General features: G+C 60.1%; 26 protein-coding genes and 2 riboswitches. Of the genes, 18 read left to right on the forward strand and 8 right to left on the reverse strand.

Features of this window, described 5'->3' with window-relative positions; translation table 11 throughout:
* Positions 1-153: 153 nt before the first annotated feature.
* Positions 154-819, forward strand: a complete 666-nt coding sequence (locus tag KKO72_RS04770; RefSeq protein ID WP_214935964.1) for a hypothetical protein — start codon at positions 154-156, stop codon at positions 817-819.
* Complete coding sequence (locus KKO72_RS04775) at positions 816-2,570, forward strand: DEAD/DEAH box helicase family protein (RefSeq protein WP_214935966.1); 1,755 nt, start codon at positions 816-818, stop codon at positions 2,568-2,570. Before KKO72_RS04770 ends, KKO72_RS04775 begins: the two co-directional genes overlap by 4 nt.
* Positions 2,571-2,663: 93 nt before the next feature.
* On the opposite strand, the gene KKO72_RS04780 is transcribed toward KKO72_RS04775, so the two are convergent.
* From KKO72_RS04780 to KKO72_RS04790, 3 genes are read right to left on the reverse strand one after another with little or no spacing between them, the layout of a single operon-like run.
* Positions 2,664-3,677, reverse strand: a complete 1,014-nt coding sequence (locus tag KKO72_RS04780) for an HNH endonuclease domain-containing protein (RefSeq protein ID WP_214935968.1) — start codon at positions 3,675-3,677, stop codon at positions 2,664-2,666.
* Positions 3,677-4,294: a bifunctional 2-polyprenyl-6-hydroxyphenol methylase/3-demethylubiquinol 3-O-methyltransferase UbiG gene (locus tag KKO72_RS04785; RefSeq protein ID WP_214935971.1), complete on the reverse strand. Its 618-nt coding sequence runs from the start codon at positions 4,292-4,294 to the stop codon at positions 3,677-3,679. The genes KKO72_RS04780 and KKO72_RS04785 overlap by 1 nt, the downstream gene beginning before the upstream one ends.
* A gap of 48 nt (positions 4,295-4,342) precedes the next feature.
* On the reverse strand, positions 4,343-5,269 hold the full coding sequence (locus KKO72_RS04790; RefSeq protein WP_251140453.1) for a nuclease-related domain-containing protein: 927 nt from the start codon (positions 5,267-5,269) through the stop codon (positions 4,343-4,345).
* A gap of 527 nt (positions 5,270-5,796) precedes the next feature.
* Between KKO72_RS04790 and xerD the strand changes: the two genes are divergently transcribed.
* Positions 5,797-6,723: a site-specific tyrosine recombinase XerD gene (gene xerD, locus KKO72_RS04795; RefSeq protein WP_214935973.1), complete on the forward strand. Its 927-nt coding sequence runs from the start codon at positions 5,797-5,799 to the stop codon at positions 6,721-6,723.
* A gap of 10 nt (positions 6,724-6,733) precedes the next feature.
* On the opposite strand, the gene KKO72_RS04800 is transcribed toward xerD, so the two are convergent.
* The gene (locus tag KKO72_RS04800; protein WP_214935975.1) at positions 6,734-7,996 is read right to left on the reverse strand and encodes an EAL and HDOD domain-containing protein; all 1,263 of its coding nucleotides are present in this window, start codon (positions 7,994-7,996) and stop codon (positions 6,734-6,736) included.
* A 25-nt stretch (positions 7,997-8,021) separates the two neighbouring features.
* A complete protein-coding gene (locus KKO72_RS04805; RefSeq protein ID WP_214935977.1) occupies positions 8,022-8,891 on the reverse strand; it encodes a ferritin-like domain-containing protein in 870 nt (289 codons plus the stop codon).
* A gap of 52 nt (positions 8,892-8,943) precedes the next feature.
* Between KKO72_RS04805 and KKO72_RS04810 the strand changes: the two genes are divergently transcribed.
* Together KKO72_RS04810 and KKO72_RS04815 are read left to right on the forward strand one after the other, a co-directional pair.
* Positions 8,944-9,468, forward strand: a complete 525-nt coding sequence (locus KKO72_RS04810; protein WP_078366177.1) for a gamma carbonic anhydrase family protein — start codon at positions 8,944-8,946, stop codon at positions 9,466-9,468.
* Positions 9,469-9,486: 18 nt separating this feature from the next.
* Positions 9,487-10,473, forward strand: coding sequence for an Hsp33 family molecular chaperone HslO (locus tag KKO72_RS04815; RefSeq protein ID WP_214935979.1), 987 nt, complete (start codon positions 9,487-9,489; stop codon positions 10,471-10,473).
* Positions 10,474-10,481: 8 nt separating this feature from the next.
* Here KKO72_RS04815 and KKO72_RS04820 read toward each other — a convergent pair whose 3' ends face one another.
* Genes KKO72_RS04820 through bluB form a run of 3 tightly spaced genes read right to left on the reverse strand, consistent with a single transcriptional unit; the run spans position 10,482 to position 11,895 of the window.
* On the reverse strand, positions 10,482-10,808 hold the full coding sequence (locus KKO72_RS04820) for a cell division protein ZapA (RefSeq protein ID WP_214935982.1): 327 nt from the start codon (positions 10,806-10,808) through the stop codon (positions 10,482-10,484).
* Positions 10,805-11,062, reverse strand: coding sequence for a DUF904 domain-containing protein (locus tag KKO72_RS04825; RefSeq protein ID WP_078366174.1), 258 nt, complete (start codon positions 11,060-11,062; stop codon positions 10,805-10,807). Before KKO72_RS04825 ends, KKO72_RS04820 begins: the two co-directional genes overlap by 4 nt.
* 50 nt (positions 11,063-11,112) lie before the next feature.
* Entirely contained in the window at positions 11,113-11,895 is a 783-nt protein-coding gene (bluB, locus tag KKO72_RS04830) for a 5,6-dimethylbenzimidazole synthase (protein ID WP_214935984.1), read from the reverse strand.
* Positions 11,896-11,939: 44 nt separating this feature from the next.
* A riboswitch (cobalamin riboswitch) is annotated at positions 11,940-12,128 on the reverse strand.
* Between the two features lie 10 nt (positions 12,129-12,138).
* A riboswitch (cobalamin riboswitch) is annotated at positions 12,139-12,376 on the forward strand.
* Between the two features lie 81 nt (positions 12,377-12,457).
* Between bluB and KKO72_RS21170 the strand changes: the two genes are divergently transcribed.
* Genes KKO72_RS21170 through KKO72_RS04895 form a run of 13 tightly spaced genes read left to right on the forward strand, consistent with a single transcriptional unit; the run spans position 12,458 to position 25,694 of the window.
* A complete protein-coding gene (locus tag KKO72_RS21170) occupies positions 12,458-14,344 on the forward strand; it encodes a TonB-dependent receptor domain-containing protein (RefSeq protein WP_214935986.1) in 1,887 nt (628 codons plus the stop codon).
* A 23-nt stretch (positions 14,345-14,367) separates the two neighbouring features.
* Positions 14,368-15,711 carry a cobyrinate a,c-diamide synthase gene (locus KKO72_RS04840; protein ID WP_214935988.1) on the forward strand — a complete coding sequence of 448 codons (1,344 nt, stop codon included), beginning with the start codon at positions 14,368-14,370 and terminating at the stop codon, positions 15,709-15,711.
* Complete coding sequence (locus tag KKO72_RS04845) at positions 15,708-16,556, forward strand: ABC transporter substrate-binding protein (RefSeq protein WP_371736819.1); 849 nt, start codon at positions 15,708-15,710, stop codon at positions 16,554-16,556. The genes KKO72_RS04840 and KKO72_RS04845 overlap by 4 nt, the downstream gene beginning before the upstream one ends.
* A complete protein-coding gene (locus KKO72_RS04850) occupies positions 16,549-17,193 on the forward strand; it encodes a bifunctional adenosylcobinamide kinase/adenosylcobinamide-phosphate guanylyltransferase (protein ID WP_214935990.1) in 645 nt (214 codons plus the stop codon). The genes KKO72_RS04845 and KKO72_RS04850 overlap by 8 nt, the downstream gene beginning before the upstream one ends.
* Complete coding sequence (locus KKO72_RS04855; protein ID WP_371736825.1) at positions 17,193-18,098, forward strand: ABC transporter substrate-binding protein; 906 nt, start codon at positions 17,193-17,195, stop codon at positions 18,096-18,098. Before KKO72_RS04850 ends, KKO72_RS04855 begins: the two co-directional genes overlap by 1 nt.
* 11 nt (positions 18,099-18,109) lie before the next feature.
* On the forward strand, positions 18,110-19,174 hold the full coding sequence (locus tag KKO72_RS04860; RefSeq protein WP_214935992.1) for an iron ABC transporter permease: 1,065 nt from the start codon (positions 18,110-18,112) through the stop codon (positions 19,172-19,174).
* Positions 19,171-19,947, forward strand: a complete 777-nt coding sequence (locus KKO72_RS04865; RefSeq protein WP_371736820.1) for an ABC transporter ATP-binding protein — start codon at positions 19,171-19,173, stop codon at positions 19,945-19,947. The genes KKO72_RS04860 and KKO72_RS04865 overlap by 4 nt, the downstream gene beginning before the upstream one ends.
* A gap of 4 nt (positions 19,948-19,951) precedes the next feature.
* Entirely contained in the window at positions 19,952-20,521 is a 570-nt protein-coding gene (gene cobO / locus KKO72_RS04870; RefSeq protein ID WP_214935994.1) for a cob(I)yrinic acid a,c-diamide adenosyltransferase, read from the forward strand.
* A 51-nt stretch (positions 20,522-20,572) separates the two neighbouring features.
* Positions 20,573-21,043 (forward strand): hypothetical protein, encoded by a 471-nt coding sequence (locus tag KKO72_RS04875; protein ID WP_214935996.1) that lies wholly within the window; start codon positions 20,573-20,575, stop codon positions 21,041-21,043.
* Between the two features lie 49 nt (positions 21,044-21,092).
* Positions 21,093-22,130 (forward strand): biotin synthase BioB, encoded by a 1,038-nt coding sequence (bioB, locus tag KKO72_RS04880; RefSeq protein ID WP_214935998.1) that lies wholly within the window; start codon positions 21,093-21,095, stop codon positions 22,128-22,130.
* Between the two features lie 5 nt (positions 22,131-22,135).
* A complete protein-coding gene (gene cbiB / locus KKO72_RS04885) occupies positions 22,136-23,179 on the forward strand; it encodes an adenosylcobinamide-phosphate synthase CbiB (RefSeq protein WP_214936000.1) in 1,044 nt (347 codons plus the stop codon).
* The gene (locus tag KKO72_RS04890; RefSeq protein ID WP_214936002.1) at positions 23,176-24,198 is read left to right on the forward strand and encodes an aminotransferase class I/II-fold pyridoxal phosphate-dependent enzyme; all 1,023 of its coding nucleotides are present in this window, start codon (positions 23,176-23,178) and stop codon (positions 24,196-24,198) included. Before cbiB ends, KKO72_RS04890 begins: the two co-directional genes overlap by 4 nt.
* Positions 24,195-25,694, forward strand: a complete 1,500-nt coding sequence (locus KKO72_RS04895) for a cobyric acid synthase (RefSeq protein ID WP_214936004.1) — start codon at positions 24,195-24,197, stop codon at positions 25,692-25,694. The genes KKO72_RS04890 and KKO72_RS04895 overlap by 4 nt, the downstream gene beginning before the upstream one ends.
* Positions 25,695-25,701 lie beyond the last annotated feature (7 nt).

Raw genomic sequence — 25,701 nt, forward strand, 5'->3', positions numbered from 1 at the left:
CCACTGCCCCCGATTCCCAGCAGGCCACCATTACCGCGCCACATCGGTCGTACACTGCCCCTGCGGTAGTCGTTCCATCGCTATCGCCCCCAAACCTTTTCGCCCCTGTCTCTGTCTACCCTTGTGGACAGATTCCCCCAACCGATTGAGAACATGTCCCAGCGTTGTACCGCCAGTCACTGTGCGGAGCCGGTAGCTGGATACAGCGTCTACTGCGAAGCTCACAAACGAACCCTTCGCCGCCATGGGCATCCACTCCAGAAAGCCATCACGCTGGCCGAGTTGAAACCCTACCTGGACAGCATCACAGCAAGGCGAACCAAAAACCCTACCAACCCCACATGGGAACTGTTGCGAGGTCGCTGGCTGGCTCTGTCGGCCCATGCTGCGGCCTCATTGGATAGCCATGCTGCTGGAGCCATCACCACCACATACGAGCGCCAGACGGCTGAACAGTTGCTGGCCCTTGGCGACACCGTGGCCGGTGATGTCGTGATTGATACCGCCCTTGCCATGTTCTCGATGTGGGAGCAATGGCCCACCCGTTTCAAGTCGGACAGGGCTTTCATCTATCAGCTGTCCCGTCGTGTTCGTGCCCTGTCAGAAATCCACACTGGCAGCCATTGGAGCGCCAAGGATGGCCGGATGAAGCGAACGTATCGTGATGCACCGCCCAAAACGTTGGAGTGCTTTGGTGCGTCTCTGCGGGTGGCCTTTGGGCTGGCCGGTATGCGGATGGCTGAGTTGGATAAGAAGGATGCCGAGGGGCTGAAGGCTGAACGGCAGGAACTGAGCGATGCTCTGAAGGATTTGAAATGAACACGGCTACCAAACAAATTCAACTGGTCGCCTATGCGGTATCCACGGCTGTCGGATCAGGCAAGACAAGGGCCGCGATTGAGTACATCGCCAGTCCTGACCATGCCCATCAGAACTTTATCTATGTGGCTCCCACCATCCGCCTGATCGAACAGACGGCAGAGAATCTGAGAAGCCGCATTCTGGCCAATGAGTCTGATCGGGACGTCGATCTGATCCACTCGGAATCCAAGCCGATGGAAGGTGTGCCGGTATCCGTGCAGACCACCGACATGATCAATGAAGCGGCTCCAGACAGTGGACGGGTGGTCATCCTCACCACAACGACATTTCTGAAGATCATTTCGGACTTGCGTACACCGCAGCACTGGCGGGTGATCATTGATGAAGGGTTCACACCCATCGAGTTCCTCAAGGTCCATCTGGGAGAACGGGCGGAGAAGGGACTGGATCACTTTCTGGACGTGTTTGCCATTGATGCGAGTAAGTGTCATCGGGTGATACCGGCATGGGGTCAAGAGGATTGGGTGGAAACGTTGGCCACGCAGGGCTTAAGAAAGGCTGGAGAGCAGTACACAACCTCCCAGCCCCTTGCTACCGCTGTTCACAATGACATCATGCGCTGTGAAATGGTGATGACGCCAAAGACCAAGGCGATCTTGGGTCGGACATATACCGATGTGCCATTCGATCCAGCCAATCCGAAACGGGTGGCATCTGAATCAGAGTTTCTGATCGCACGGTATGTCACCCCGGATTGGATTGGTCGATTTGGTGAAGTCGTGTTCATGTCAGCACTGTTCGAGAAGACCATGCTTCATCAGTTCTGGACTCGACTGTTCGGGGTCGCCTTCATCGATCACCCTGCATTCCCAAAGGATGGCCTTCGCAACATCCATGAGGATCAGGGGATGCATGTCTATGTTGGTCACTTGCTGCACCCTGAAGACAACAGCAGCAGGTACAACCTGGACAGAAATATCGATGATGGCGCACCCAATCAGACTGAGCAAGGCAAAAGGGTCATCGACCAACTGGTCAATCTCAGTGCGGAGTACTTCAAGGGGCAATCCTTCCTGCTCCAGACGAACAACAATTACGGCTACTTCAGCGGGTCAGCATTGATGCCACAGAACGCCATCAAGGTTCCTGCTTCCAGCCATGGTTTGAACGAGTTTCAGGACCATGACAATGTTGCTGCCTTGGCGGTGACCAATCCCAACCCACAGGAAACCCGGTGGCTGATGGAGAAGATTGGTCTTGGTCTGGAAGAGACCCAAATGGCCTTCAGATTGCACACCACCTACCAAGCGGTTGGTAGAAGTTCCATTCGTAAAGCTGACCCCACCAGTGACAAGAAGGTCTTTCTGACTGTGGGCTATACCGATGCCATGATGTTGCACGACATCTTTGAGGGGTCAACTTGGCTTGGACAGGTTGGGGGCATGACGCATTTGGCTGGCACCCATGCAAGCAGCCAACCAGCAACGGTTGAGACCGAACTGTCAAATGAGATTCTCAGCCATCTTGAAGGCGTCTCTGAAGAGACATCAAAGATATCCTCCAGAAGGATCAAGGAGTTGATGTCTCCTACCTGCGGTTCCAGTACGTGGACCAGATCAATTGCAATTGCTTCAGAGCTCAGCAATGATTGGGCTTTGGTAGGCCAGTCATTTATCCGAAGAGATGCAGCTTATTATGGTTTCACCGGTGAGGATGAATCTGAACTGGAAGATTTGATTACCGATTAGTCAAACGTCACCATTTGAGCTAGATAGCTTAAGGGTTGAGATGGTGAGGTTTATAGTTATTAACTTGATATTTGGCCTCAAGATTTAGCCTGCTCAGGAAACCTTCTCAACAGGCTCCCAAGCAAAACCCGGATTAAGTTGAACCCGCTTGTATGTCGAATCCAAAAAAGTGATGCGCTTAGAAACAGTTAATCCCGTCTGCGCCATCAATGTCTCGCGCAATGGATGGTGGCTCCCAATAAGGTACTCGTTTCGAGTGTGAAGTTTCTGCAAAAGATTGACCGATGGAATCCTGTCGAACTTTCCGTTGGTACCACGGTTGCAAGAATTGCATGACAGGACCAGATTCCATATCCCGTCCACATTGATTCCGGCATGCTGCTTGAGTTTGTGTGGAAAGAAGTGATCCACATCCACATTCATGGCTTCACCGACAAGCGACAAGTCTGCATAGCAATAGAAGCATTTGCCTTTCTGGTATCCGTTGAGTGCTGCTCGACTGCTTGTAACGGTCTTCCGTCGTGCACCCTTGTCAAACGTGAAGATTTCTCCCGCAACATGATCATGCTTGACGTTGAGAAGGTTGACGGCGATGCCCAGATTCCATGCCATCTCCACCAACCGCCATCGGGACTCGACTTCTTGGGCAAAGTTCGGCGATTGAATCCCCTCAGCCAACTTGGTGAATTCGTCTGTGATCCGGATGCCTTTGTTGGCTCTGCGTTCATCTTCAAAGAACTTGTGCAAGACTGGCCCTGACCCAACCACGTGAAAAGCATCGATCACATTGGTGAACCCGTGAGCCACCGTGGCATCCACCAAGCTGTTGAGATTTTGGTCTTGGTTAAATGCCAAGCACGCATCAATAAACTTGCCCTTGCTGGTTGTTATCTGCTTTGGAGACTCAACAAGATGTCGGGCAATTTGCTTGGCAAAGTGCGGTGCCAGATCTTCCAGCTTGATCAACTGACCAGCCACGGGCCGCATGTCCAGCAATGCCGATGCCAGAGCAAACTTGTAGCTGGCTGTGTTGCGCCCATATAGAACGACACCACGCCAACAATCTTCCACAGTGGGATTGTTGGAGATGAACGGAACGGCGTCCATCAGGGACCGCGCAGTTCCATCAGAACGGACTCCCATTCAACGCCATCGCGTCCCATGCTGTCAGAGTTCGCCCAAGTTGATATTTTCTGAAATCCCAACCCTTCGAAGATCCTCTGCAGCCGTCCGGACTGATCAGGGATGAACAGTCTGCCGTTGGCATCCCGGTTGTCTGCGACGACATCCAACCGCTTGCTGGGCACTGAATACAGCAGTCGCCCTCCGGCCTTAAGGCAGCTTTTGATCGCGGTAGCAGAGGCTGCGAGGTCGGCTACGTCAATGTGCATGAGCACCGCAGAACAGAGAATGGCATCAAAGTCTCCACCGAATGGCGGCTGTAGGTCCGGCAAGCCACCCGTGGCAATCCGTCCAGAGAGTTCCGGATGCAGTTGCTGAGACAGCATCACGAATTCTGACGTGGGATCAATGCCATAGCAGTCATGGCCAAGCTTGCTCAACGTGGCTAGGTCACGTCCAGAACCACATCCGATATCCAACACCTTGGACTTGTTTCTGAATGCCAAGTCAAAATGGGCTGACAGGCTATTTGATACGGCCTCATAGCGATTAGCAATAGCTTGGGCGCTTTGTTCGTAATAGCTGATGGTGGCTTTATCCATCTGGTTGCGATCCCTGCTCGGTTTCCGATGAATGTCCCTACCCAGCCATCAAGTGAACAGCCCCTGATGATCTCTGCAGTACTGCAACCCGCCAAAACGCTTGGTGTTGTTCCAGCAGAATTTGCCCTCTGGGTAGCTGATTTTTGAGCCACAGTGAGCACAAATCAATTTCTTAGCTGGCTCGAGAGACTCTGCGGCAACCGTCGGCTTGGGTGGTGTCACTGGAACAGGTTTGCGAGGGGTTTGAAGTTGTGGCTCGGAGGCTTTTGGCGGTGACATAACCGCCACTTTCTTGGGCTGCATGAAATCGGGCAAAGACAGCAAGTCTGCAGGACGATGTTGTCGCATGAGCTTTTCACCCCACTCCTTGACGGTGTCCAGACTGCGCATGTTCAATGCCGCCTTAAAGATCGTGCCAATTCCTTTGGAATCGATGAACTTGGAATGCCACGTTGGAAACTGATCAGCCTTGATCAGGTTGCTGGTGTCAAAGACCCTCGCATCCGGCCTTTGAATTCTGGCTTTCGGGTGGAACATGACAACATGGAAGCAATCCGGCTGCTTTTGGGTACGACCAACGATTTCCAGACGCTCCAACAATCTCACCAGGATGCGCTCATGTCGATGACTCTGTTCAACTGGTGATTGAATGCCGAAATGAACATCATCGTATTGGACGGTGAATTCTCCTTGGTCATTGATGACCAGATTACCGGCGTAGTTCTTGGTCTCAATCAGGTAAATGCCAAGGCCACGATTGATGATCAAGTGATCGATCTGGGCAACTTCGCCATCGACGACGAAGCGCAAGTCATGCAGCAGCACATGGTTCTCGCCGTCCTTGAAGTAGCTGTCCAAATAATAGGCTGAATCCTTTTCGCCCTGTATGCCTTTTTTCACCCGCATGTGCTCCTCTCGGAGCCACTTCTTTTGTGAATAGTCCAGCAGAGTTGAACGCTGCAGTTCTTCAAGCAAAGTCAATCTCTTGGACTTATCGTCAGCCGACTTGAGTAGCACTTGGAAACCCTCCCTCTTGAAGGATTCTGTCACCAAAATGAGGGGCAAAAGTCGACTTCAATCAAGCAAATGCTGCGTTTCGGGTGGCTACCGACCCAATGCGTAGCTGGGACTTCAGCGAAGCCTCCTGATCCGTTCAGATTCGTGACCAGAGGATGAATTCAATACCCAGCGTTTTCGATGTGACACGGACTACTGCAAGGACATATTTCCGCGTGGAAACGCTATATTGGGTGATAGCTAAATATCCAAGCAAGATCATTTACTGCACAGGCAGAACCCATCGGGTACAGTAGAGCCTTCTTCAACTGCGACCCAAAGTGTGACCCCGAGGTGTGACCCCGGAAAAAGCTGATGGTCTGGAAAGCCTTATTTCATGCGGGTTTCGGTGGAATTCTTGATTTCCCTCCGTTTCCGCCAAATCCTAAAAGCCACCCTTCAAAAGATGGGTGGCTTTTTTGTTTTTCCGCCAAGGACCGTGCCCCATGCCAACCCGCCCAGCGCCCTCAAGCTTGCCACCGGACCCGGTGATCGACAGCTTTGTGGATGCCTTGTGGCTCGAGGATGGCTTGTCCAAAAACACCTTGATGGCGTACCGGCGAGACCTCACCCTGTTTTCAAGCTGGCTGGTTGCGCAAGGCCGCCAGCTGGTGCAGGTGACGCAGGATGACATCAACGCCTATTTTGCGGCCCGGCATGCCCACACCAAGGCCACCACCGCCAACCGGCGCCTGACGGTGTTGAAACGGTTCTTCCATTGGGCGCTGCGTGAACATCTGGTCAGCGCTGATCCCACCTTGAAGATGCTGTCGGCCAAACAGCACCTGCGCTTGCCCAAAACCCTGACAGAGTTTCAGGTGGAGGCTTTGCTTGCCGCACCGGACATCAGCACCGCGCAAGGGGTACGTGACCGCAGCATGCTGGAACTGATGTACGCCAGTGGCTTGCGGGTGAGTGAACTGGTTTCGCTGCGGGTCTTCAACATCAGCCTGAGCGACAACGTGCTGCGGGTGTTTGGCAAGGGCAACAAGGAGCGTCTGGTGCCTTTTGGTGAGGTGGCCAGCCTGTGGCTCCAGCGCTACCTGGCACAGGCGCGTGGCGAGCTGCTGGCAGGGCACAGCACCGATGATCTGTTTGTGACCCACAAGGGGCCCACACCCGGCACCGCCATGAGCCGGGTGATGTTCTGGATGCTGGTCAAAAAATACGCGCTGGCAGCGGGCATCAGCTCACCGATGTCGCCACACACCTTGCGCCACGCGTTTGCCACACATCTGCTCAACCACGGTGCGGATTTGCGCGCTGTGCAGATGCTGCTGGGGCATGCGGATATTTCCACCACCACCATCTACACCCATGTGGCGCGCGAGCGGCTGAAAGTCCTGCACGCGCAGCACCACCCACGCGGCTAAGGCTGCGGTTTCAGGCGGTGAGGTTGTCGGACCAGGCCAGAGCCTGCAGGTGCGCCCAGTTCACCTGGTCTCCGGTCAAATGCAGGGAGATGGCGGTTTCTGCAAACAGGGTGTCGTCCGCGTTTTCACAGGCCAAGGTGAGTTGTAAAAACGGTGCCAGCACACCTTTGTTGTGCAGCAGGGCATCGGTCACCGACTGTGGCAGCGAGATCGATTCGAGCGCCTCGCGCATCGGCATGCCCAGCATGGTGTCGAGCAGCGAGAAGATGCCCACCACAAAGGCGTTGTCACATTCCTCGGGTGGCAACAGTTCTGCCGCCAGCAGTTCCATCAGGCGGCCGCGCACCACAGCGGCGTAACCCACTGCGGGTGTGGCACCTGCCGCACCCGAGGTGGTCATCAACAGGGCTGCCCAGCGGAACAGTTTTTTGAGGCCCAGCAACATCACCGCATGGCGGAACGAGGTGATCTCACAACTCAGACCAAACCCGGCCGAGTTGATGAACCGCAGCAGGTTAAAAGACAGGGTCGGGTCGTGTTTGAACACCTCTTCGATCTCGGCCGTGCTGGCTTGGTTGCGCACCAGGTTGATCAGGTGAATGATCGCCGCCTGGGCCGGGCGGATGGTCTGGCCTTTGACCAGAATCGGGCGCGAAAACCAGTAGCCTTGAAACAACTTGGCGCCGGCCGACAGCGCCGCTTCATAGTCCTCCTGGGTTTCAATTTTCTCCACCACCAGCTGGATGCCGGGGTGTTCAGCCAGGCCTCGGACGATGGTTTTGAGTTGATCGGTGGAGACCCGGTTGTTTTCGACCTTGACAAACGATGCCAGCGGCAACCAGTTGGCATAGGCGGGTGACATCACGGTATGGTCAAAAGCGAGCCGGAAGCCTCGCCGATGGACGTCAATCATGGTTTGCAGGAAGGTTTCAATGTCTTCCGGTTCCGACTGGTCTTCGGGCATGGGAGGCACTTCCAGCACCACGCGGTCCGGCTCAATCAGTTCAAGGTGGCCGCCTGCCAGGGTGCGGTGGGTGCAATTGATAAAAATGGTCTTGCTGGTGTTGCGCATTTCGCTGTCGGCGTTGGACAGCAGGTTGAACAACAGCGCGGCATCACTGGCCGCTGAATAGGTGCTGTTGGTCAGCGAGCGGTCAAACAGCTCATAACCAAAGACTGTGCGTTTGGCGTCCAAAATGGGTTGTCGAGCAATCGCCATGGAGGAACTCGTGGTGCTTGGGTTGGTATCAGGTCGCTGGGGGGAGTCGGACATGGAAAAGCCTTAAAAAATTCGGGGGTCAGGCAGCCTGCGGTGTACCACACAACGCAGTCAGCTCGGCCTCAGTAAAACCGGCAGCACGCCGGGCAGAGAGGTTGAAGGGGCCCTTGAGCACCGGTGCGGTATACCGCTGTGCCAACTGGGTGTAGGTCCGTACAGGGTCCAGGCCACGTTGGGCACACAGGGCAGCGTACCAGCGGTTGCCCGTGGCCACATGACCAATTTCGTCGCGCAGGATCACATCCAGGATGGCCGCAGCCGCTTGGTCACCCACCGACACCAGCTTGTTGCGGATGGCGGGTGTGACATCCAGCCCCCGCGCCTCCAAGGTGCGCGGCACCAGGGCCAGGCGGGCCAGCAGATCGTCCTTGGTTTTGGCCGCCATGTCCCACAAACCATCGTGTGCAGGAAAATCGCCGTAGGCGTGGCCCAGAGAGCGCAAATGGGCTTCCAGCAATTGAAAGTGCAGGGCCTCTTCCACCGCCACCTGCCACCAGTCGCGGTAAAAAGCCTCGGGCATGTCGGGAAAGCGCCAGACGATGTCGAGCGCCAGGTTGATGGCGTTGGCTTCAATGTGTGTCAGCGCGTGGATCAGGCTGGCTCGGCCTTGCTCAGTACCCACCGCACGTTTTGCCAGGGCGCTGGGTTGAACCAGCTGCGGGCGTGGTGGGCGTCCTGGCACGCCCTTGGGTTCTGATAGCTGCGTCCCGGTATCCAGCGGCCAATCCTGTACCTTGAGGGCTCTCACGGCCTGGGCTTTGTCCTGTGTATCAGGCAGCAACAACAGCCGCAGGGCTTGGGCGCGCAAACACGCTCTCGATGCCTGCCCGTCAGCCAGAGGCTGTTTGGGCGAGCTGCCTTGGCTTGGGTCCGTGCGGGGCAAAGTCATGGTGGGTTTCTCAATCCTACAATTCTAGGTATCTAAAACGTGAAAGAGACCTATGGCAGTGTACGAAGTTGATGGCATCTGCCCCACGGTGGCCAAGTCCGCCTGGGTGGCCGACAGCGCCCAGGTCATGGGTGATGTGGTGCTGGCCGACGATGTGAGTATCTGGTTTGGTGTGGTGGCGCGCGGCGACACCGCACCCATCCGCATTGGTGAGCGCAGCAACATCCAGGACTTGAGTGTGTTGCACGCCGATGTGGGCCAGCCCCTGACCATTGGTGCAGGTGTGACGGTGGGGCACAAGGCGGTGTTGCACGGCTGCACCGTGGGAGACAACAGCCTGATCGGCATCGGTGCGGTGGTGCTCAACGGTGCCAAAATTGGTCAGGGTTGCCTAGTCGGTGCCGGTGCCCTGGTGACCGAAGGCAAGGTATTTCCAGATGGCTCTATGATCCTGGGCAGCCCAGCCAGAGTGGTGCGTAACCTCTCACCCGAGCAATTGCAGGGCTTGCGCCAAAGTGCTGACCACTATGTGGCCAACGCCCGGCGCTTTCAAGCCAGCTTGCACAAAATCGCCTGATTTTCCTAGGAACCCAACTTGTCTGAAATTCATAAATTCCTGTTCGATGGCCTGCCAGTGCGCGGTGTCCTAGTGCGCCTGACCGATGCCTGGCGCGAGATTCTGAGCCGCCGTGCCGCCAACACCACCCACAGGGCCTACCCGCAGCCCTTGCAAAACCTGCTGGGTGAAATGACGGCCGCTGCGGTGCTGATGCAGTCCAACATCAAGTTTGATGGCGCTTTGGTGCTACAGATTTTTGGTGATGGTCCGGTCAAACTGGCGGTGGTGGAGGTGCAGCCCGACCTGGGTCTACGTGCCACAGCCACACTCAATGGCACTTTGGATGCAGAAGCCAGTCTGAGCCAGATGGTGAATGTGGACAACCTGGGCCGGTGTGCCATCACGCTGGACCCGCAAAACCGCCAACCCGGCCAACAGCCCTACCAGGGGGTGGTGCCATTGTTTGGTGATCAGCATGAAAAGCTCGAGAAGCTCAGTGATGTGTTGCAGCACTACATGCTGCAAAGTGAGCAGTTGGACACCACCCTTGTGTTGGCCGCTGACGACCAGGTGGCCGCCGGCCTGCTGATCCAGCGCCTGCCGATGCAGGGTGTGGGCAACCTGGCAGGCACGGCAGCACGGGCGCCCGAGGACGACATCGGCCTCAACGAGGACTACCAGCGTATCGCGATCCTGGCTTCCAGCCTCAAACGCGAAGAACTGCTGACGCTGGACGCCGACAGCATCCTGCACCGTCTGTTCTGGGACGAGAGTGTGCTGCGGTTCGAGCCTTTGACAGGTGACAAGGGTCCGCGTTTCTCATGCACCTGCAGCCGTGAACGGGTCAGTCGTATGTTGTTGAGCCTGGGTGCACCAGAGGTCGACAGCATCCTACAGGAACGACCGGATGTGGAGGTGGGTTGTGATTATTGCGGCCAGCAATACCGCTTTGATGCGGTGGATGCCGCGCTGATTTTTCGCCAGCCGGAGCAGTTGCCGCCCAGCAGCCCCGAGGTGCAGTAAGCGCTGCCTCAGATCAGGCGGTTGTCCCGGTTCAGGGCCTCATCCAGCCGGGCCAGCAAGGCCCCCAGCTTTTCCGAGGGCTGGCTGACTGGGTGGGCAGGTGTGCTCTCAGCGCCCGCCAGCGCCTGACGTGCACTTTGGTCGGTCAAGTCAAACGCCAGGTTCAACGCCGCCAACACCGCAATGCGGTCACGGGCGCGCACTTTGCCACCATCGCGGATCTTGCACATGGCGGTATCGACCCGCTCCACCGCATCCAGCAGGCGTGCATCACCGCCGTCGGGGCAACCCAGCAGGTAACTCTGGCCCATGATCTGCACTTCCAACTGCTTCATGCTTCACCCCGCGATGCCGCTGTCTTGAAGGCCGGTTTGACGGTGCTGCTGCCAGCCTCTTGCGGCAGGCGCTCCAGCAAAGCATCCACACGGGCGCGTGCCGCGCCCAGGCGCGATTTGAGCGAATCCCGCTCCTGGGTGAGTGTGTCAACCTGCTGGTTGAGCAAGGCATTGGTGCGCATGAGTTCTTCATAACGCACCAGCAGGCGTTCCACACGTTCGGTGATTTGGTCGATTTGGGTCAGGTCCGACATAGACGCGCATTGTAGGGTTTGCCGAGCTGGGCCGGGCTCCCGCTGTGCCTTTAGCAGAGGCTGTCAGCGTTTGCAAGGGGAGGGTTGGCGCCGCAAGCCACGGCCAACGCTTCCTCGCGTTGCAGGTGTACCACCAGCGCCTGCTGGTCGTCGCGTTGGCCCCAGCTGTCAAAGTAAAGCACGTCCTGTATCGGCAGTCGCGGCAACCAGCCGGCGGTTTCCAGCTCCGGCTTGTCTTTGAAGTGGCTGACATAACCGACACACAGGTAGGCAATCGGTGTGATATGTCGGGGAATGGCCAGCGCGTCCTGCAAGGCGGTTTCGTTGAAGATGCTGACCCAGCCCACCCCTAGGCCTTCGGCACGTGCCGCCAGCCACAGGTTTTGCACCGCACACACGCTGCTGTAGAGGTCCATCGTGGGGATGTGGGTGCGCCCGATCACCACCGGGCCGGTGCGGGCGCGGTCACAGGTGATGCAGATGCCCACTGGTGACTCCACAATGCCTTCGAGTTTGAGCGTCTGGTAAGTGGCGCGTTTGTCACCCTCAAACATCTGAGCGGCCTGCTTGTGGGCGACCTCAAAAGCATCGTGCACCCGGCGTTTGACCACGTCGGATTTCACCACCAGAAAATTCCACGGCTGCATGAAGCCCACTGATGGCGCGTGGTGGGCGGCGGTCAGCACGCGGCTCAGCACCTCGTCGGGCACGGGTTTGGGTAAAAACTGGCCGCGCACATCGCGGCGTTTGAAGATGGCTTGGTAAACCGCCTCGCGGGCCTCATGGGTGAAGGCGTGCTGGTCTTGAGTGGCTGGTGCCGAGATAGATGTCATGACATTCCCCTGTCTTGTGAAACAAAAGCGCTGCCTGGCCGTGCAGCGAGTGATGTTTTTCAGGCCGGTCTTCTGACTTGGAATCATCTGAACCACGCACCTTCCCGGCTCGCGCCAGTGGCATACAACGTGGTTCATCATCCTTACAGCGTTGGGCACGTGGCGGACTTGCACCGCCTTCCCGATTCTCCCGAAACCTGGTGGTTGCGGGCACCTGAAGGCGACGATCATAGCCGAGCGCCCAGTTAGAATTGCCCCGTTGGTGCTCGCGCTGTGGTTCACACAGAGCGGTTCAACGGGAAGCAGGAGGGGGCCGCTTGAACGAGCTCAACCTAACCTGCGCTGCCCCCGCAACGGTAAGTGGACGAACCTTTTCGGTTCTGCTGCCATCAAGGCCACTGGATGTCGTGACAGACATTTGGGAAGGTGATGGCGGTTGACTCCACCAGCCCGGATACCGGCCAACACGGTGGCTGCAGACTCTTAAAAAAGGTGTGCAACCGTGACGCCCATGCGCTGTCGGGGACGACGGTGAGGGCACTTTGATGGTTCTTTTAACACTATGAAATTGATTGCTTCTTGTGTGCGCCGTGGCGCACCCGTGCGCCTGTGTGCGTCCGCTTTGGCTGTTTTGGTGGCTTCCCCGGTGCTGGCGCAAAGCCAGGCGCAAGGGACTTTGGATGAGGTGGTGGTGACGGCCACCCGGGTGGCGGTACCGGTCACGGATGTGATTGCCGACGTGTCGATCATTGATCGCCAAGAGCTTGATTTGGCTGGCCAAAGCAGTTTGAAAGATGTGTTGGCGTTCCAGCCTGGTGTGCAGATAACCAGCAGCGGTGGGTACCGCTCCGCAACCGGCGTATTCTTGCGTGGAGCCAGCTCGTCACAAGCGATTGTGTTGATTGACGGTGTTCGGGTCGGGTCCGCCACCTTGGGCACGGCGGCCTTTGAGAACATGCCACTCGATCGGATCGAGCGTATCGAGATCTTGCGTGGCGCCGCCTCGGCTTTGTACGGCCCGGATGCGGTGGGTGGGGTAATCCAGATATTTACCCGCGAGCCAGAAGACGGCTTTCATGCGACGGCGAGTGTGGGTGCCGGCTCGGATGGTCAGCGTCAGGCCAGTGCCTCCCTTCGTGGGCGTGATGGGGCCATAGGCTACAGCTTGGGCTTGTCCAAGGAAAAGGCAACGGGCATCACTTTGACCAATAGCCCTGTTGCCAGCAGCTACAACCCAGACAAGGACAGTTTTGAGGTGTCCAGTGTGGATGCCAAGTTCTCGGCCCAGCTTTCCAAGCAACACCTGCTGAGCTTGAGCTTGATGCACAGCGAGATGGACTACCAGTTTGATGGCACCTCATCCACCAACCCCTTGGGTTTGACAAAACTGACTACCGACGCTTGGACCAGGCCGGTGCTGAATCTGGCTAGCCTGAAATGGGATGCCCAGTGGGCACCCGATTGGAAGTCCAGCCTGACTTTGGCCAGCAGTGACGATGAGTCGGTGAATGACTATTACCGCTACAGCGATGGTGCCCTGAACGGCAGTAGCAGGTACGACACCCATCGCACACAAGCCAGCTGGCAAAACGACATCAACCTGGGCGCCGACGTGTTGACGGTGCTGCTGGAAACCCGCTCGGAAGAGGTGGAGAGTTCTACCAATTACACGGTGAAGAAGCGTGACATCAACAGCGGCATGCTCTCTTATGCGCTCAATCAGGCCAACTGGAACGCCTTGGCCGTGGTGCGCCACGATGACAACTCCCAGTTTGGCGGTTTTGACAACTGGGCGTTCTCGGGGGGCTACAAACTCAGCTCGAACTGGCGTGCAGTGGCCAGCCTGGGCACCAGTTTTCAGGCGCCGACTTTTAACCAGCTGTATTACCCCGGGTATGGTTCAACGACGGTGACCCCGCAGCGCAACCGTGCCAGCGAGCTGGGTTTGAAATACCAACAAGGCAGTTTGTCGGCAGGTGTTGTGGCCTACCACAACGAGGTCAAAGGTTTTATTGATCCCGCAACCAACACGCAAAGCAGCCTTGCGGTGCTGCGTGGTGTCACTTTGAGTTTGCAGAATCAGGTGGGAGACACCCGTTATGCAGTGTCATATGACTATGCTGACCCGTATGCCCAACCCAGTGCTTTGCGCCTGGTGCGTGTGGCGCGCAATGTGTTGAACTTCAATGTGAACCACCGCATGGGTGCCGTGAGTGTGTTTGGTGAACTCAAGCTTTCCAGCGACCGCGTGGATAACAACTTGACGTTTACCGGTCGTGATGTGTTGGCAGGTTACAGCCTGCTCAATGTCGGCGCCACCTGGAAAATCAACAAGGACCTGAGCTTGTTGGCACGTATCAACAACCTGACCGACGCCAACTATGTGTTGTCCAATGGTTATGCCATGCCCGGCCGCAATGCGTTTGTTTCCTTGTCCTGGGCGATATAAGCTGATCTGAAACCTGCTCCACCATGACCACTTGTCCCGCCATCCTCGTCGCCGCCCCTGCCTCCGGCCAGGGCAAAACCACCGTGGTGTCTGCTTTGGCACGCTTGCATGCGCGCCAGGGACGGCGGGTGCGGGTGTTCAAGTGTGGGCCGGACTTTCTGGACCCCTATTGGCACGCTCTGGCCAGTGGCGCGCCGGTCTACCAGCTCGACTTGTGGATCAACGGCGAGGCGGATTGCCGCGCCCGGCTGGCCGCTGCGGCGGCCGACGCCGACCTGATCATTGTGGAAGGTGTGATGGGCCTGTTTGACGGTGACCCCAGCGCGGCCGATCTGGCCCAGCGTTTTGGTCTGCCGGTGCTGGCAGTGATTGACGCGGGTTCGATGGCGGGCACCTTTGGTGCGCTGGCCTTTGGTCTGCAAAACTACCGCCCGGGCCTGCCCTGGGCTGGTGTGCTGGCCAACCGCGTGGCCAGTGAGCGCCATGCGCTGATGCTCAAAAGCAGCGTGCGCGATCCTGATCAATGGTTGGGCGCGGTGATGCGCAACACCGCCCTGCAACTGCCCGAGCGGCATCTGGGCCTGACCGTGGCGAGTGAGGTGGGTGACGCGTTGGAGCGGCTTGATGCCGCCGCAGATGCGTTGGAGGCCACGCCACTTGGGCAGATGACGCTGCAGGATGTGCAGCGCTGGCAGGTGGAGTTCACAGGCGCTGATGTGCCGCAGTCAGCCGCCCCGGTTGTCAAACCGCTGTCTGGGAAGACCATCGCGGTGGCACGTGACGCCGCGTTTTGTTTCATCTACGCCGCCAACCTGGATTGCCTGTCTGATCTGGGGGCCGAGCTGGTGTTTTTCTCACCGCTGGCAGACGCTGCGCTGCCCGACTGTGACGCGTTGTGGATTCCTGGCGGTTACCCCGAGTTGCATGCTCAGACGATTGCGGCCAACACCGCGTTACGTGCCAGCCTGGCAGCCCACATCGCGGCGGGCAAACCGGTCTGGGCCGAATGTGGCGGCATGATGGCGCTGTTTGACACCCTGATCACCTCGGACGGCCAGCAGTTTGCGCAGTGGGGTCTGTTGCCCGGCACCGTGACCATGCACAAACGGCTGGCCGCACTCGGGCCTCAGCAGTTGCGCCTGGGCAGTGGCACCCTGCGCGGACACACCTTCCATTACTCGACCACCGAAACCGCTTTGCAGCCGGTGGCCCGCACCGCCCGGCCCGATACCGACCCCTTGCCTGACACGGGTGAGGCGCTGTGGCAACTGGGTAGTGTGCGTGCCAGCTATTTCCATGCCTGGTTTGCCTCCTGCCCGGAAGCGACGGTAGAACTGTTTTCGCCGCCCGAAGGAGCAGTTTGGTGACGGGTCAAGCTACGCTGGCTTCCCAGGCGCCCGCCTGGGCTCAAGCGCCGCTGGGTCCGCAGCGCATCGTCTGCCTGACCGAAGAAACAACCGAGTGGCTCTACCTGCTGGGGCAGGAACACCGCATTGTGGGCATCTCGGGCTACACCGTGCGGCCAGCGCGGGCGCGCCAGGACAAGCCGCGTGTGAGCGCTTTCACCAGCGCCAAACTCGACAAGATTCTGGCGTTACAACCCGACTGCGTGCTGGGCTTTTCCGACATGCAGGCCGACATCGCCAGCAGCCTGGTGCGCGCCGGGGTGCAGGTCACCATCTTCAACCAGCGCAGTGTGGCGGGCATCCTGGACATGCTGTTTCAGCTGGCGGCGATGGTGGGTCAGGCTGAGCCGGGCCGTGGCTTGATGCAAAAAATGCAGCAGAACCTGCTTGATACACAAGGGCTGGCGGCCAATTTGCCTCGCAGGCCTCGGGTGTTTTTTGAAGAGTGGGACGAACCGCACATCAGCGCCATCCAGTGGGTGTCCGAGCTGATGGGCATCGCGGGCGGTGACGACATCTTCCCTGAGTTGGCGGTTCAGTCATTGGGCAAACACCGCATCATTGCCGACGGTGCCGAGATCGTGTCGCGCAACCCCGACATCATCATCGGCTCCTGGTGTGGCAAGAAGTTTCGCCCCGATAACGTGGCGGCGCGTGTCGGCTGGAGCGAGGTGACGGCGGTCAAGACCGGGCAGTTGTTCGAGATCAAGTCGTGCGACATCCTGCAACCCGGCCCGGCCGCGCTGACCGATGGTGTGGCGCAGTTGCATCGCATCATGTCAAACTGGAGCCGTCAGTATGGTTGAGACCTTTTCCATTGCCCGCAGCGAACTGATCCTGGGTGGTCAGAAAAGTGGCAAAAGCCGCCGCGCCGAGCTGCTCGCGCGAGACTGGCTGGTGCAGAGCGGTGAGCACCGCGCCGTGATGCTGGCCACCGCCCAGCCCTGGGACGAGGAAATGCGCCAGCGCATCCTGCGCCACCAGGCCGACCGGGCCGAGCGTGTGCCCGGCATGTCCACGGTGGAAGAACCCCTGAAACTGGCCGAAGCGATTGCGACCCACAGCCGTGCGGACACCCTGATCGTGGTCGACTGCCTGACCTTGTGGCTCACCAATACCATGATGCCCGCTGATGCCCCTCTGGCCACAGACACCGCCGTGGCCGAGGCCAGCCCGGCATCTGCCCAAATTTTTATGAGAAATAACCCTCAAGCCCTTAGCCATCAAGAGCAGGTAGCTCTTCTTTTGGAAGCGATCCGGCAGGCACCGGGTCCGCTGGTGCTGGTGGGCAACGAGATTGGTTTGGGGGTGATCCCGATGGGCCGCGAGGTGCGGGCCTTTGTGGATGCGCTGGGCCTGCTCAACCAGGCGGTGGCTGGAGTTTGCCAGCGCGTCACCCTGTTGGCGGCCGGTCTGCCCCTGACTTTGAAGGACGCTGCATGATGTTGAAGTTTTGGCGCCGTGTCCCACACGGGCTGATGGGCCTGCTGGTGTTGGCCTGCTGCGGCCTGGGTGTGGCCCAGGCGTACGAGGTCACCGACGACCGGGGTGTGACGGTAAGTTTTGCCCAGCCGCCACAACGTGTGGTCAGCTTGCTGCCCTCGCTGGCTGAGACCGTGTGTGAGCTGGGCCAGTGCGCCCGTCTGGTGGGCGTGGACCGCTACTCCAATTACCCGGCCAGCCTGCAAAGCCTGCCGCAAGTCGGCGGTGGGCTGGACCCCAACATCGAGGCCATCGTCGCCCTGCGCCCGGATGTGGTGTTGATGGCTGTGTCCTCGCGCGCCAGTGAGCGCCTGCGTGCGCTGGGCCTCAAGGTGCTGGCCCTGGAGCCAAAAACCCATGCCGATGTGCAGCGTGTGGTGTTGAAACTGGGCGAGGTTCTGGCGGTGCCCGATGCTGCCAAAGTCTGGCGCGCCATCGATGCCGGGGTATCGGCGGCGGCCCAGTCGGTGCCGGCCTCGGCCAAAGGCACGCGGGTGTATTTTGAGGTCAACCAGGGGCCGTTTGCGGCTGGTGAGTCCTCGTTCATTGGTGAAACCCTGACCCGCCTGGGGGCGAAAAACATTGTGCCCGCCAAGCTCGGCCCGTTCCCCAAGCTCAACCCCGAGTTCATTGTGCGTGCCAACCCGGACCTGATCATGGTGGGTGCGCGCAACGCCGCAGGCCTGACGCAGCGCCCGGGCTGGCAAGGCATCCGTGCGGTGCGCGACAACCGGGTGTGTATTTTTGATGCCGAACAGGCCAACACCCTGGTGCGCCCGGGCCCGCGCATGGGGGAGGGCGCGCGGCTGATGGCGCAGTGTCTGAGTGACAAGGCGCCCAAGCAAGCGGCGGGGGCTAAGCGGTGAGGCAGGGCCGCATGTCGTTTCTGGTGGCGCTGTTGCTGCTGCTGAGCCTGGCGCTTTGTGTGCTGGGTGTGTGTGTGGGCAGCACCGGTTTTGAGAACCTGATCGGCCCGCTGCTGCACCCGGACATCGACCCGACGGCCACCGCCATGGCGCAGCAGATTGTGGTCGACATCCGCCTGCCGCGCACCCTGGGTGCCTGGGCGGCCGGGGCCCTGCTGGGGCTGGCCGGGGCGGTGGCGCAGGGCCTGTTTCGCAACCCGCTGGCCGACCCGTATCTGCTGGGCAGCGCTTCCGGTGCCTCGCTGGGTGTGGCGCTGACCTTGGCGGTGCTGGGTGGCAGCGGCGGCATGTTGGCGGGCGCCAACATGATGAATGGTGGCGAGGTCAGCGCGTTTTCCGGCAGCCTGCTGGTGCGCCTGGGCCTCACCGGTGCCGCCTTCTGTGGTGCGGTGCTGGCGGTGCTGCTGACACTGGCCTTGTCGCGCGGCGTCCAGCACACGCTGCGGCTGCTGTTGGCCGGTGTGGTAGTTGGGGTGGTGCTGGGTGCGGCCACACAGATGCTGCTGCTGCTGTCGCCCGACTCGCTGCAGGCCATGCAGGCCTTCATGTTGGGCTCGACCGCGTTCATTGGCTGGGCCGCCTGTGCCCTGATGGCCGGGGTGTGGCTGCTGTGCGTGTTAGCGGGTGGTTTGTTGGGCCGTGTGCTCGATGGCCTGAGCCTGGGTGAAGCCACAGCCCACAGCCTGGGTTTGCCGCTGGGCAGCCTGCGCATCGCGCTGGTGGCTGTGCTAGCGCTGGCCACCGGCACCGCCGTGGCGCAAACCGGGCTGATCGCTTTTGTTGGCCTGGCCGCGCCCCATCTGGTGCGCTCGGTCATCAAAACCACCCATGGCCGCCTGATGCTGCTGGCCAGCCTGATGGGGGGCGTCTTGTTGCTGGCCGCAGACACCTTGGCGCGTTGGCTGATTGCGCCGCAGGAGTTGCCGGTCGGTGTTTTGACGGCGGTGCTGGGTGGCGGCTATTTGTTGTGGTTGATGCGCCGCAACAGCGCTGGTTTTGCCGGAGGTGCCCAGTGACAAGTGCTGCATCTTCCATAGCTATTCAGGCAAGCAGCATCAGGGCAAACATCGGAAATACCGAGATACTGCACAACATCACGCTGGGTTTGCCACAAGGCCGCTGGACCAGCATCGTCGGCCCCAACGGCGCGGGCAAATCAACCCTGCTCAAGGTGCTGGCCGGGCTGATACCCCACAGCGGCACGGTGCAGCTGCTGGGGCACGATCTCCACAGTTTGGCTCACCGCACCCGCGCCCGGCAACTGGCCTGGCTCGGGCAAAACGAGTCCTCTGGCGACGATTTGACGGTGTGGGACGTGGCCCTGCTGGGCCGCCTGCCACACCAGGCCTGGCTGGCCGGGCCCAGCCCGCAGGATCTGGCAGCGGCAGAAATCGCCCTGAAATCGACCCAGGCCTGGGACTGGCGCCATCGCAGCCTGGGCCAGCTCTCGGGTGGTGAACGCCAGCGGGTGCTGCTGGCGCGCGCGCTGGCGGTGCAGGCGCAGGTGCTGCTGATGGATGAACCGCTGGCCAATCTGGACCCGCCGCACCAGGCCGACTGGCTCGGTGTGGTGCGCTGCCTGCTGGAGACCGGTGTGACGGTGGTCAGTGTCCTGCACGAAATTTCCATGGCCTTGCACGCCTACGAGATGGTCATCATGGCCTGTGGGCGTATCACCCACCAAGGCGCCTGTGCCAACCCAGAGACGCACCGTGCGCTGGAAGCCGTGTTTGACCACCGCCTCACCATTCACCCGCTGGCCAATCAGTGGGTGGCTTTACCGAATTAACACCATGCAAACCGAAACACCCCCCACCGACAAGCGCTACGAAAAACCCGAGGGCGAACGCCGTGGCCTGGTCATCGTCAACACCGGTGACGGCAAAGGCAAAAGTACCGCCGCCTTTGGCCTGGCACTGCGCGCCCATGGCCGAGGCAAGGCCGTGAAGATTTTCCAGTTCATGAAAGTGCCCTCGGCGCGGTTTGGGGAACACCGCATGTTTGAGCAGCTCGGTATTCCGATTGAAGGCCTGGGCGATGGCTTCAGCTGGAAAAGCCAGGACCTGGAGCACTCGGCCCAGCTGGCACGTGACGGCTGGCTCAAAGCCAAAGCCGCCATCCTGAGCGCTGACTACTTCATGGTCACGCTCGACGAGATCACCTACCCGCTGATCTACGGCTGGTTGCCTTTGGACGATGTGTTGCAGACGCTGCGCAGCCGTCCCAAGGATGTGACGGTGGTGCTGACCGGGCGGCGTTGCCCGCCTGAGATCATTGCGCTGGCCGACACTGTGACCGAGATGACCCTGGTCAAACACGCGTTTCAGGCCGGTGTGCCGGCGCAGCGTGGGATTGAAGACTGAGCGACGACTGAAACACAACAGGCGCTGCTTTTTCAACAGGACACAAACCTCATGAACTACATCACCTGGTTCCTGGACCACGACCAAAAGCACCGCAGCATTGTGGACAGGCTCAAGCAGGATGGCTTGTCCTCTGAGCAGATCATGGATTACTTCGAGTTCAGCAACATGCTGGCCAAGGAGCCGGACTTTTGCCTGCTGTATGCCGAGGGCAAGAAGTGCCACAACATCGCCTACCTCAACTGCTACATGTGTGCCTGCCCGTTTTTCAGGTTCAACGACGAGGGTGTGCCCGACGGCGAGGGCATTCTGGTCAAAAGCCAGTGCGCCATCCACTCCACCAAGTCAGACCGTTTTGTCTACCAGGGTGTGGCGCATCTGGACTGCTCACGCTGCACCGTGCCCCACACCCGGACCTTCATCAAGAACAACTTCAACGAGGCCTGGCACGAGATGATGAAAAATTGTGCCCCACCCGAGCCAGACGCCCACGCGCATGACGTGGTTTCGGCGGCGCGGTAGTGGCTTTGGCCCGTGACGGCTTTCTTTGAACAACTTTTTTGCAAATCCCATGACCCAAACCACCACTGACTTCACCACCAGCCCGTTGCACTTTCACGCCTGCCTGGACCAACACCCCGAGCGCCCCGCCTCTGGCCAACCGGTCTGGACGGTGGAGCAGGTGCTGGCGCTGTTTGATCTGCCGTTCTCCGACCTGATCTTTCAGGCCCAGACGGTGCACCGCGCCCACTTTGACCCGAACCTGATCGAGCTGGCCACACTGGTGTCGGTCAAAACCGGCGGCTGCCCGGAAGACTGCAGCTACTGCCCGCAGTCGGTGCACTTTGACACCGGTGTGCAGGCCAGCAAACTCATGGGCGTGGAGACGGTCCGCCAGGCCGCTGTGGCCGCCAAAGAAGCCGGGGCCAGCCGTTTTTGTATGGGTGCCGCCTGGCGTGCGCCGAAAGACCGCGACATCGAAGCAGTGGCCGAACTGGTGCGCACCGTCAAAGCCACCGGGCTGGAAGCCTGCGCCACCCTGGGCATGTTGTCGAACGGCCAGGCCCAAACGCTGCGCGACGCCGGGCTGGATTACTACAACCACAACTTGGATAGCGCCCCCGATTTTTACGGCGACATCATCTCCACCCGCGACTACCAGGACCGCCTGGACACCCTGGCGCGGGTGCGCGAGGCGGGCATCAGCGTCTGTTGTGGCGGCATCGTGGGCCTGGGCGAATCGCGTTTGCAGCGTGCCGCACTGGTGGCTGAGCTGGCCAATTTATCGCCGTACCCGGAGTCGGTGCCGATCAACCACCTGGTCAAGGTGGCAGGCACACCGCTGGCTGACCAGCCGGACCTGGACCCGCTGGAGTTTGTGCGCACCATTGCGGTGGCACGCATCACCATGCCGATGGCACGGGTGCGTTTGTCGGCCGGGCGTCAGAGCATGGGTGACGCGGTGCAGGCCCTGTGTTTTGTGGCCGGTGCCAACTCGATTTTTTACGGCGACAAGTTACTGACCACCGACAACCCGCTAGGCAGTGAAGACCAGGCCCTGCTGGCACGTCTGGGGCTGCAAACCGGCAAACCAATGCCCAGAGCCTGATAAGCATGAGTCTGCTCGTTCCCGCCCTGGCCATGCTGCTGGCTTTGCTGGTTGACCGCTGGTTCGGCGAGCCACCGCTGCGCTTGCACCCGGTGGTGTGGATGGGCAATTACTTGGGCTGGGCCGGGGGGCGTTTGCAGCGTGGTTTGCGCTCGGCCGTGCCGGTGGTGGTGAGCAACGCGCCGCTGGCAGCGCGTGAAGAGGCTGCAGATTACAAGGCCTTTTGGCTTGGGGCCCTTTATTGGACAGGGGGACTAGCTCTGTTTACCGTAGCGGCCGTGTGGCTGGAGAACATGCTCAGGATGCTCGGACGCTGGGCGGCAAGCCTGGTCACAGACGCTGGCATCGCCGGGTGTTTGGCCAGCGCAGTGGTGGTTGTGTTGTTGGCACTGCTGCTCAAACCCATGCTGGCCTGGGCCATGCTCAAAGGTGAGGTGTTGGCGGTAGAGGTTGCTTTGGGGCAGTCTTTGCAAGCCGGGCGCGACCGCCTGAACTGGCTGGTCAGTCGCGACACCACCAGCCTGAGTGAGGCCGAGGTGCGTGAAAGCGCCATCGAGTCGCTGGCCGAGAACCTCAGCGACTCGGTGGTGGCGCCAATTTTCTGGTTTGTGCTGCTGGGTCTGCCCGGGGCGGTGGCCTACCGCTTTGCCAACACGGCGGATGCGATGTGGGGCTACAAAGGCATTTACAAAGGCCAGAACTGGGAGTGGGCCGGCAAATGGGCGGCACGCTTCGACGATGTGCTGAACTGGCTGCCGTCCCGCCTGACCGGGCTGCTGCTGGCCCTGACTTGTGGTCTGCGTCTGAACAGCTTGCGGCGTGAGGCTATCAAAACGCCGTCGCCCAACAGCGGCTGGCCGATGGCCGCGATGGCGCTGGCTTTGCACATCCACCTGGGCAAACCGGGTGTGTATGTGCTCAACCCTGGGGGAAAGGATGCGTTGGCCGTGCATACCGGCCAAGCTGTCGTGTGTGCATCCAAAGTGCTGCTGGCCCTGATACCTGTTGCGCTGCTAGCTCTTTATTTCAGAGCGATCATTCTTTCATGACACACATACCACACAGCTCCTGGACCCATGGCGGCGCCGATGCCCTGGGCGCGGCGCGCTTTGATTTCTCGACCAACAGCAACGCCTGTGGCCCGTGTCCGCAAGCGCTGGCAGCGGTGCAGGCGGCAGATGCCAGCCATTACCCCGACCCGGCCTACACGACCCTGCGCCAAAGCCTGGCGGCCTTTCATGGGGTGGCGCCTGAGCGGGTGCTGCTGGCCAGTAGCGCCAGTGAGGCCATCTTTCGGCTCACCGCCTGGGCGAAGCAACAGGGTGTGGGCAGCGTGTGTCTGCCCGACCACCATTACGGTGACTACGCGCGCGCTGCCCAGGCCTGGGGCTTGTTGCACCGTGATGACCCGACGGATGCCTTATGCTGGGCCTGTGAGCCGTCGAGCCCGCTGGGCCAGTCCCATGAACCCTGGTTTCTGGACACAGCGCGGTTCACGGTGTTGGACCGCGCGTATGCGCCTCTGCGGCTCAGCGGCGAGGCATCTTTGAACGCAGCTCAGCTGGACCAGGTCTGGCAGCTGTTCACCCCCAACAAGGCACTCGGTCTGACCGGTGTACGTGCAGCGTATTTGATAGCGCCTAGCCCTTTTGAAACAAGGGATGGAGGCCAAAAAGACCTGGATTTTGAGCGACTCAAGCTGATGGCGCCCTCGTGGGTGCTTGGTGCCCACGGCGTCGCCTTGTTGCAATCCTGGGTATCCCCTGAAGTGCAAGCCTGGTTGGCCGACAGCCTCACATGTTTGCGCGACTGGAAAGCCCGGCAGATCGACCTGTTGCAACAGCTGGGCTGGCAAGTGGCGCCCAGCGAAGCCAACTACTTCTGCGCCCGGCCACCTGTGCCGATGGATCTGGCGACTCTGCGCCAGCACGGCATCAAGCTGCGCGATGCCACCTCCTTTGGTCTGCCCGGCTGGTACCGGCTGGGCGTGCTGGCACCACAGGCGCAGGACGCGCTGGTGGCCGCGCTGACCAACACAACAACAACGATTTTGGAAACCTCCACATGACCGCCAAATGCATCATGGTCCTGGGCACCACCAGTGGCGCCGGCAAAAGCTGGCTGGCCACCGCACTGTGCCGCTACTACGCGCGCCAGGGTCTCAAAGTGGCGCCGTTCAAGGCGCAGAACATGAGCAACAACGCCAGGGTGGTGAATGGCCAGGGCGAGATCGGTTCCGCCCAGTACTTCCAGGCCCTCGCCGCCAAGGCCGTGCCTGATGTGCGCATGAACCCGCTGCTGCTCAAGCCCGAAGCCGACACCCACAGCCAGGTGGTGCTGATGGGCGAGGTCAGCGCCGAACTCACCGCCTTGCCCTGGCGCGGGCGCAGCCTCAAGGTCTGGCCACAGATTGCCGCCGCCTTGGACGCCCTGCGCGCCGAGAACGATGTGGTGGTGATCGAGGGCGCTGGCTCGCCCGCCGAGATCAACCTGTCGGGCAGCGACATCGTCAACATGCGGGTGGCGCAGCATTGCAACGCGGCTTGCCTGCTGGTCACTGACATCGACCGCGGTGGCGCCTTTGCCCACCTGTACGGCACCTGGGCGCTGCTGCCGCCCGAGCAGCGTGGCCTGATCAAAGGCTTTGTGCTCAACAAGTTCCGTGGCGACGCCAGCCTGCTGGCACCGGCGCCGCAGATGCTGCAAGACCTGACCGGCATTCCGACCGTGGCCACGCTGCCGATGTGGTGGCAACACGGTCTGCCCGAGGAAGACGGTGTGTTTGATGACCGCTCGGTCGCTAAAGGTTCGGTCAACCTCACCGTGGCTGTGGTGGCTTACCCGCGCATCAGCAACCTGGACGAGTTCCAGCCGCTCAAGAACATCCCCGGTCTGCGTCTGAAGTGGGTGCGTTCACCGACCGAGCTGGCGGGCCTGAGCACGTCTGACTGGATCGTGTTGCCTGGGTCGAAGAGCACCAGTGCTGACCTGGCCTGGCTGCGTTCCCAAGGGCTGGACGCCGCCGTGGCCCAACATGCCGCGCGAGGTGGGGCGGTGCTGGGTGTGTGTGGGGGTCTGCAGATGCTCGGTGAGGCGCTGATTGACACCCATGGGGTCGACGGCAACGCACCGGGTCTGGGCCTGTTGCCGCTGGTCACACAGTTCGACATGGCCAAAACCGTGCAGCACACCCACAGCACCTTTGCCACCCACATGCTGGGCCAGCAAACGGGCGCTGCGGCCAACCCCTGGGCGGCGTTGGCGGGTGTGTCGGTGTCCGGCTACGAAATCCACCATGGTCAGACCAGCCAGCACCCGGCCATGGCGCAGGCCGGTGACGTGGCGCACGCGGTGTTGCCCGATGGCTTGGGCTGGCAAAACGCGGCGGGCAATGTGCTGGGCATTTATTTGCACGGCCTGATGGAGCATCCGGCGGCGTTGCAGGCGCTGTTTGGCGCACGCCTGAGTGGCCCTGTGCCCACACTGGAAACGGTGTTTGAGCGCATGGCCGACTTTGTTGAAACCCATTTTGAGCCGGGGGCGCTCGACAGCCTGGTGCGCTGAAAACAGG

Origin of the sequence: Rhodoferax sp. U11-2br, assembly GCF_018619435.1 — a bacterium.
Lineage (GTDB): Bacteria > Pseudomonadota > Gammaproteobacteria > Burkholderiales > Burkholderiaceae_C > Rhodoferax.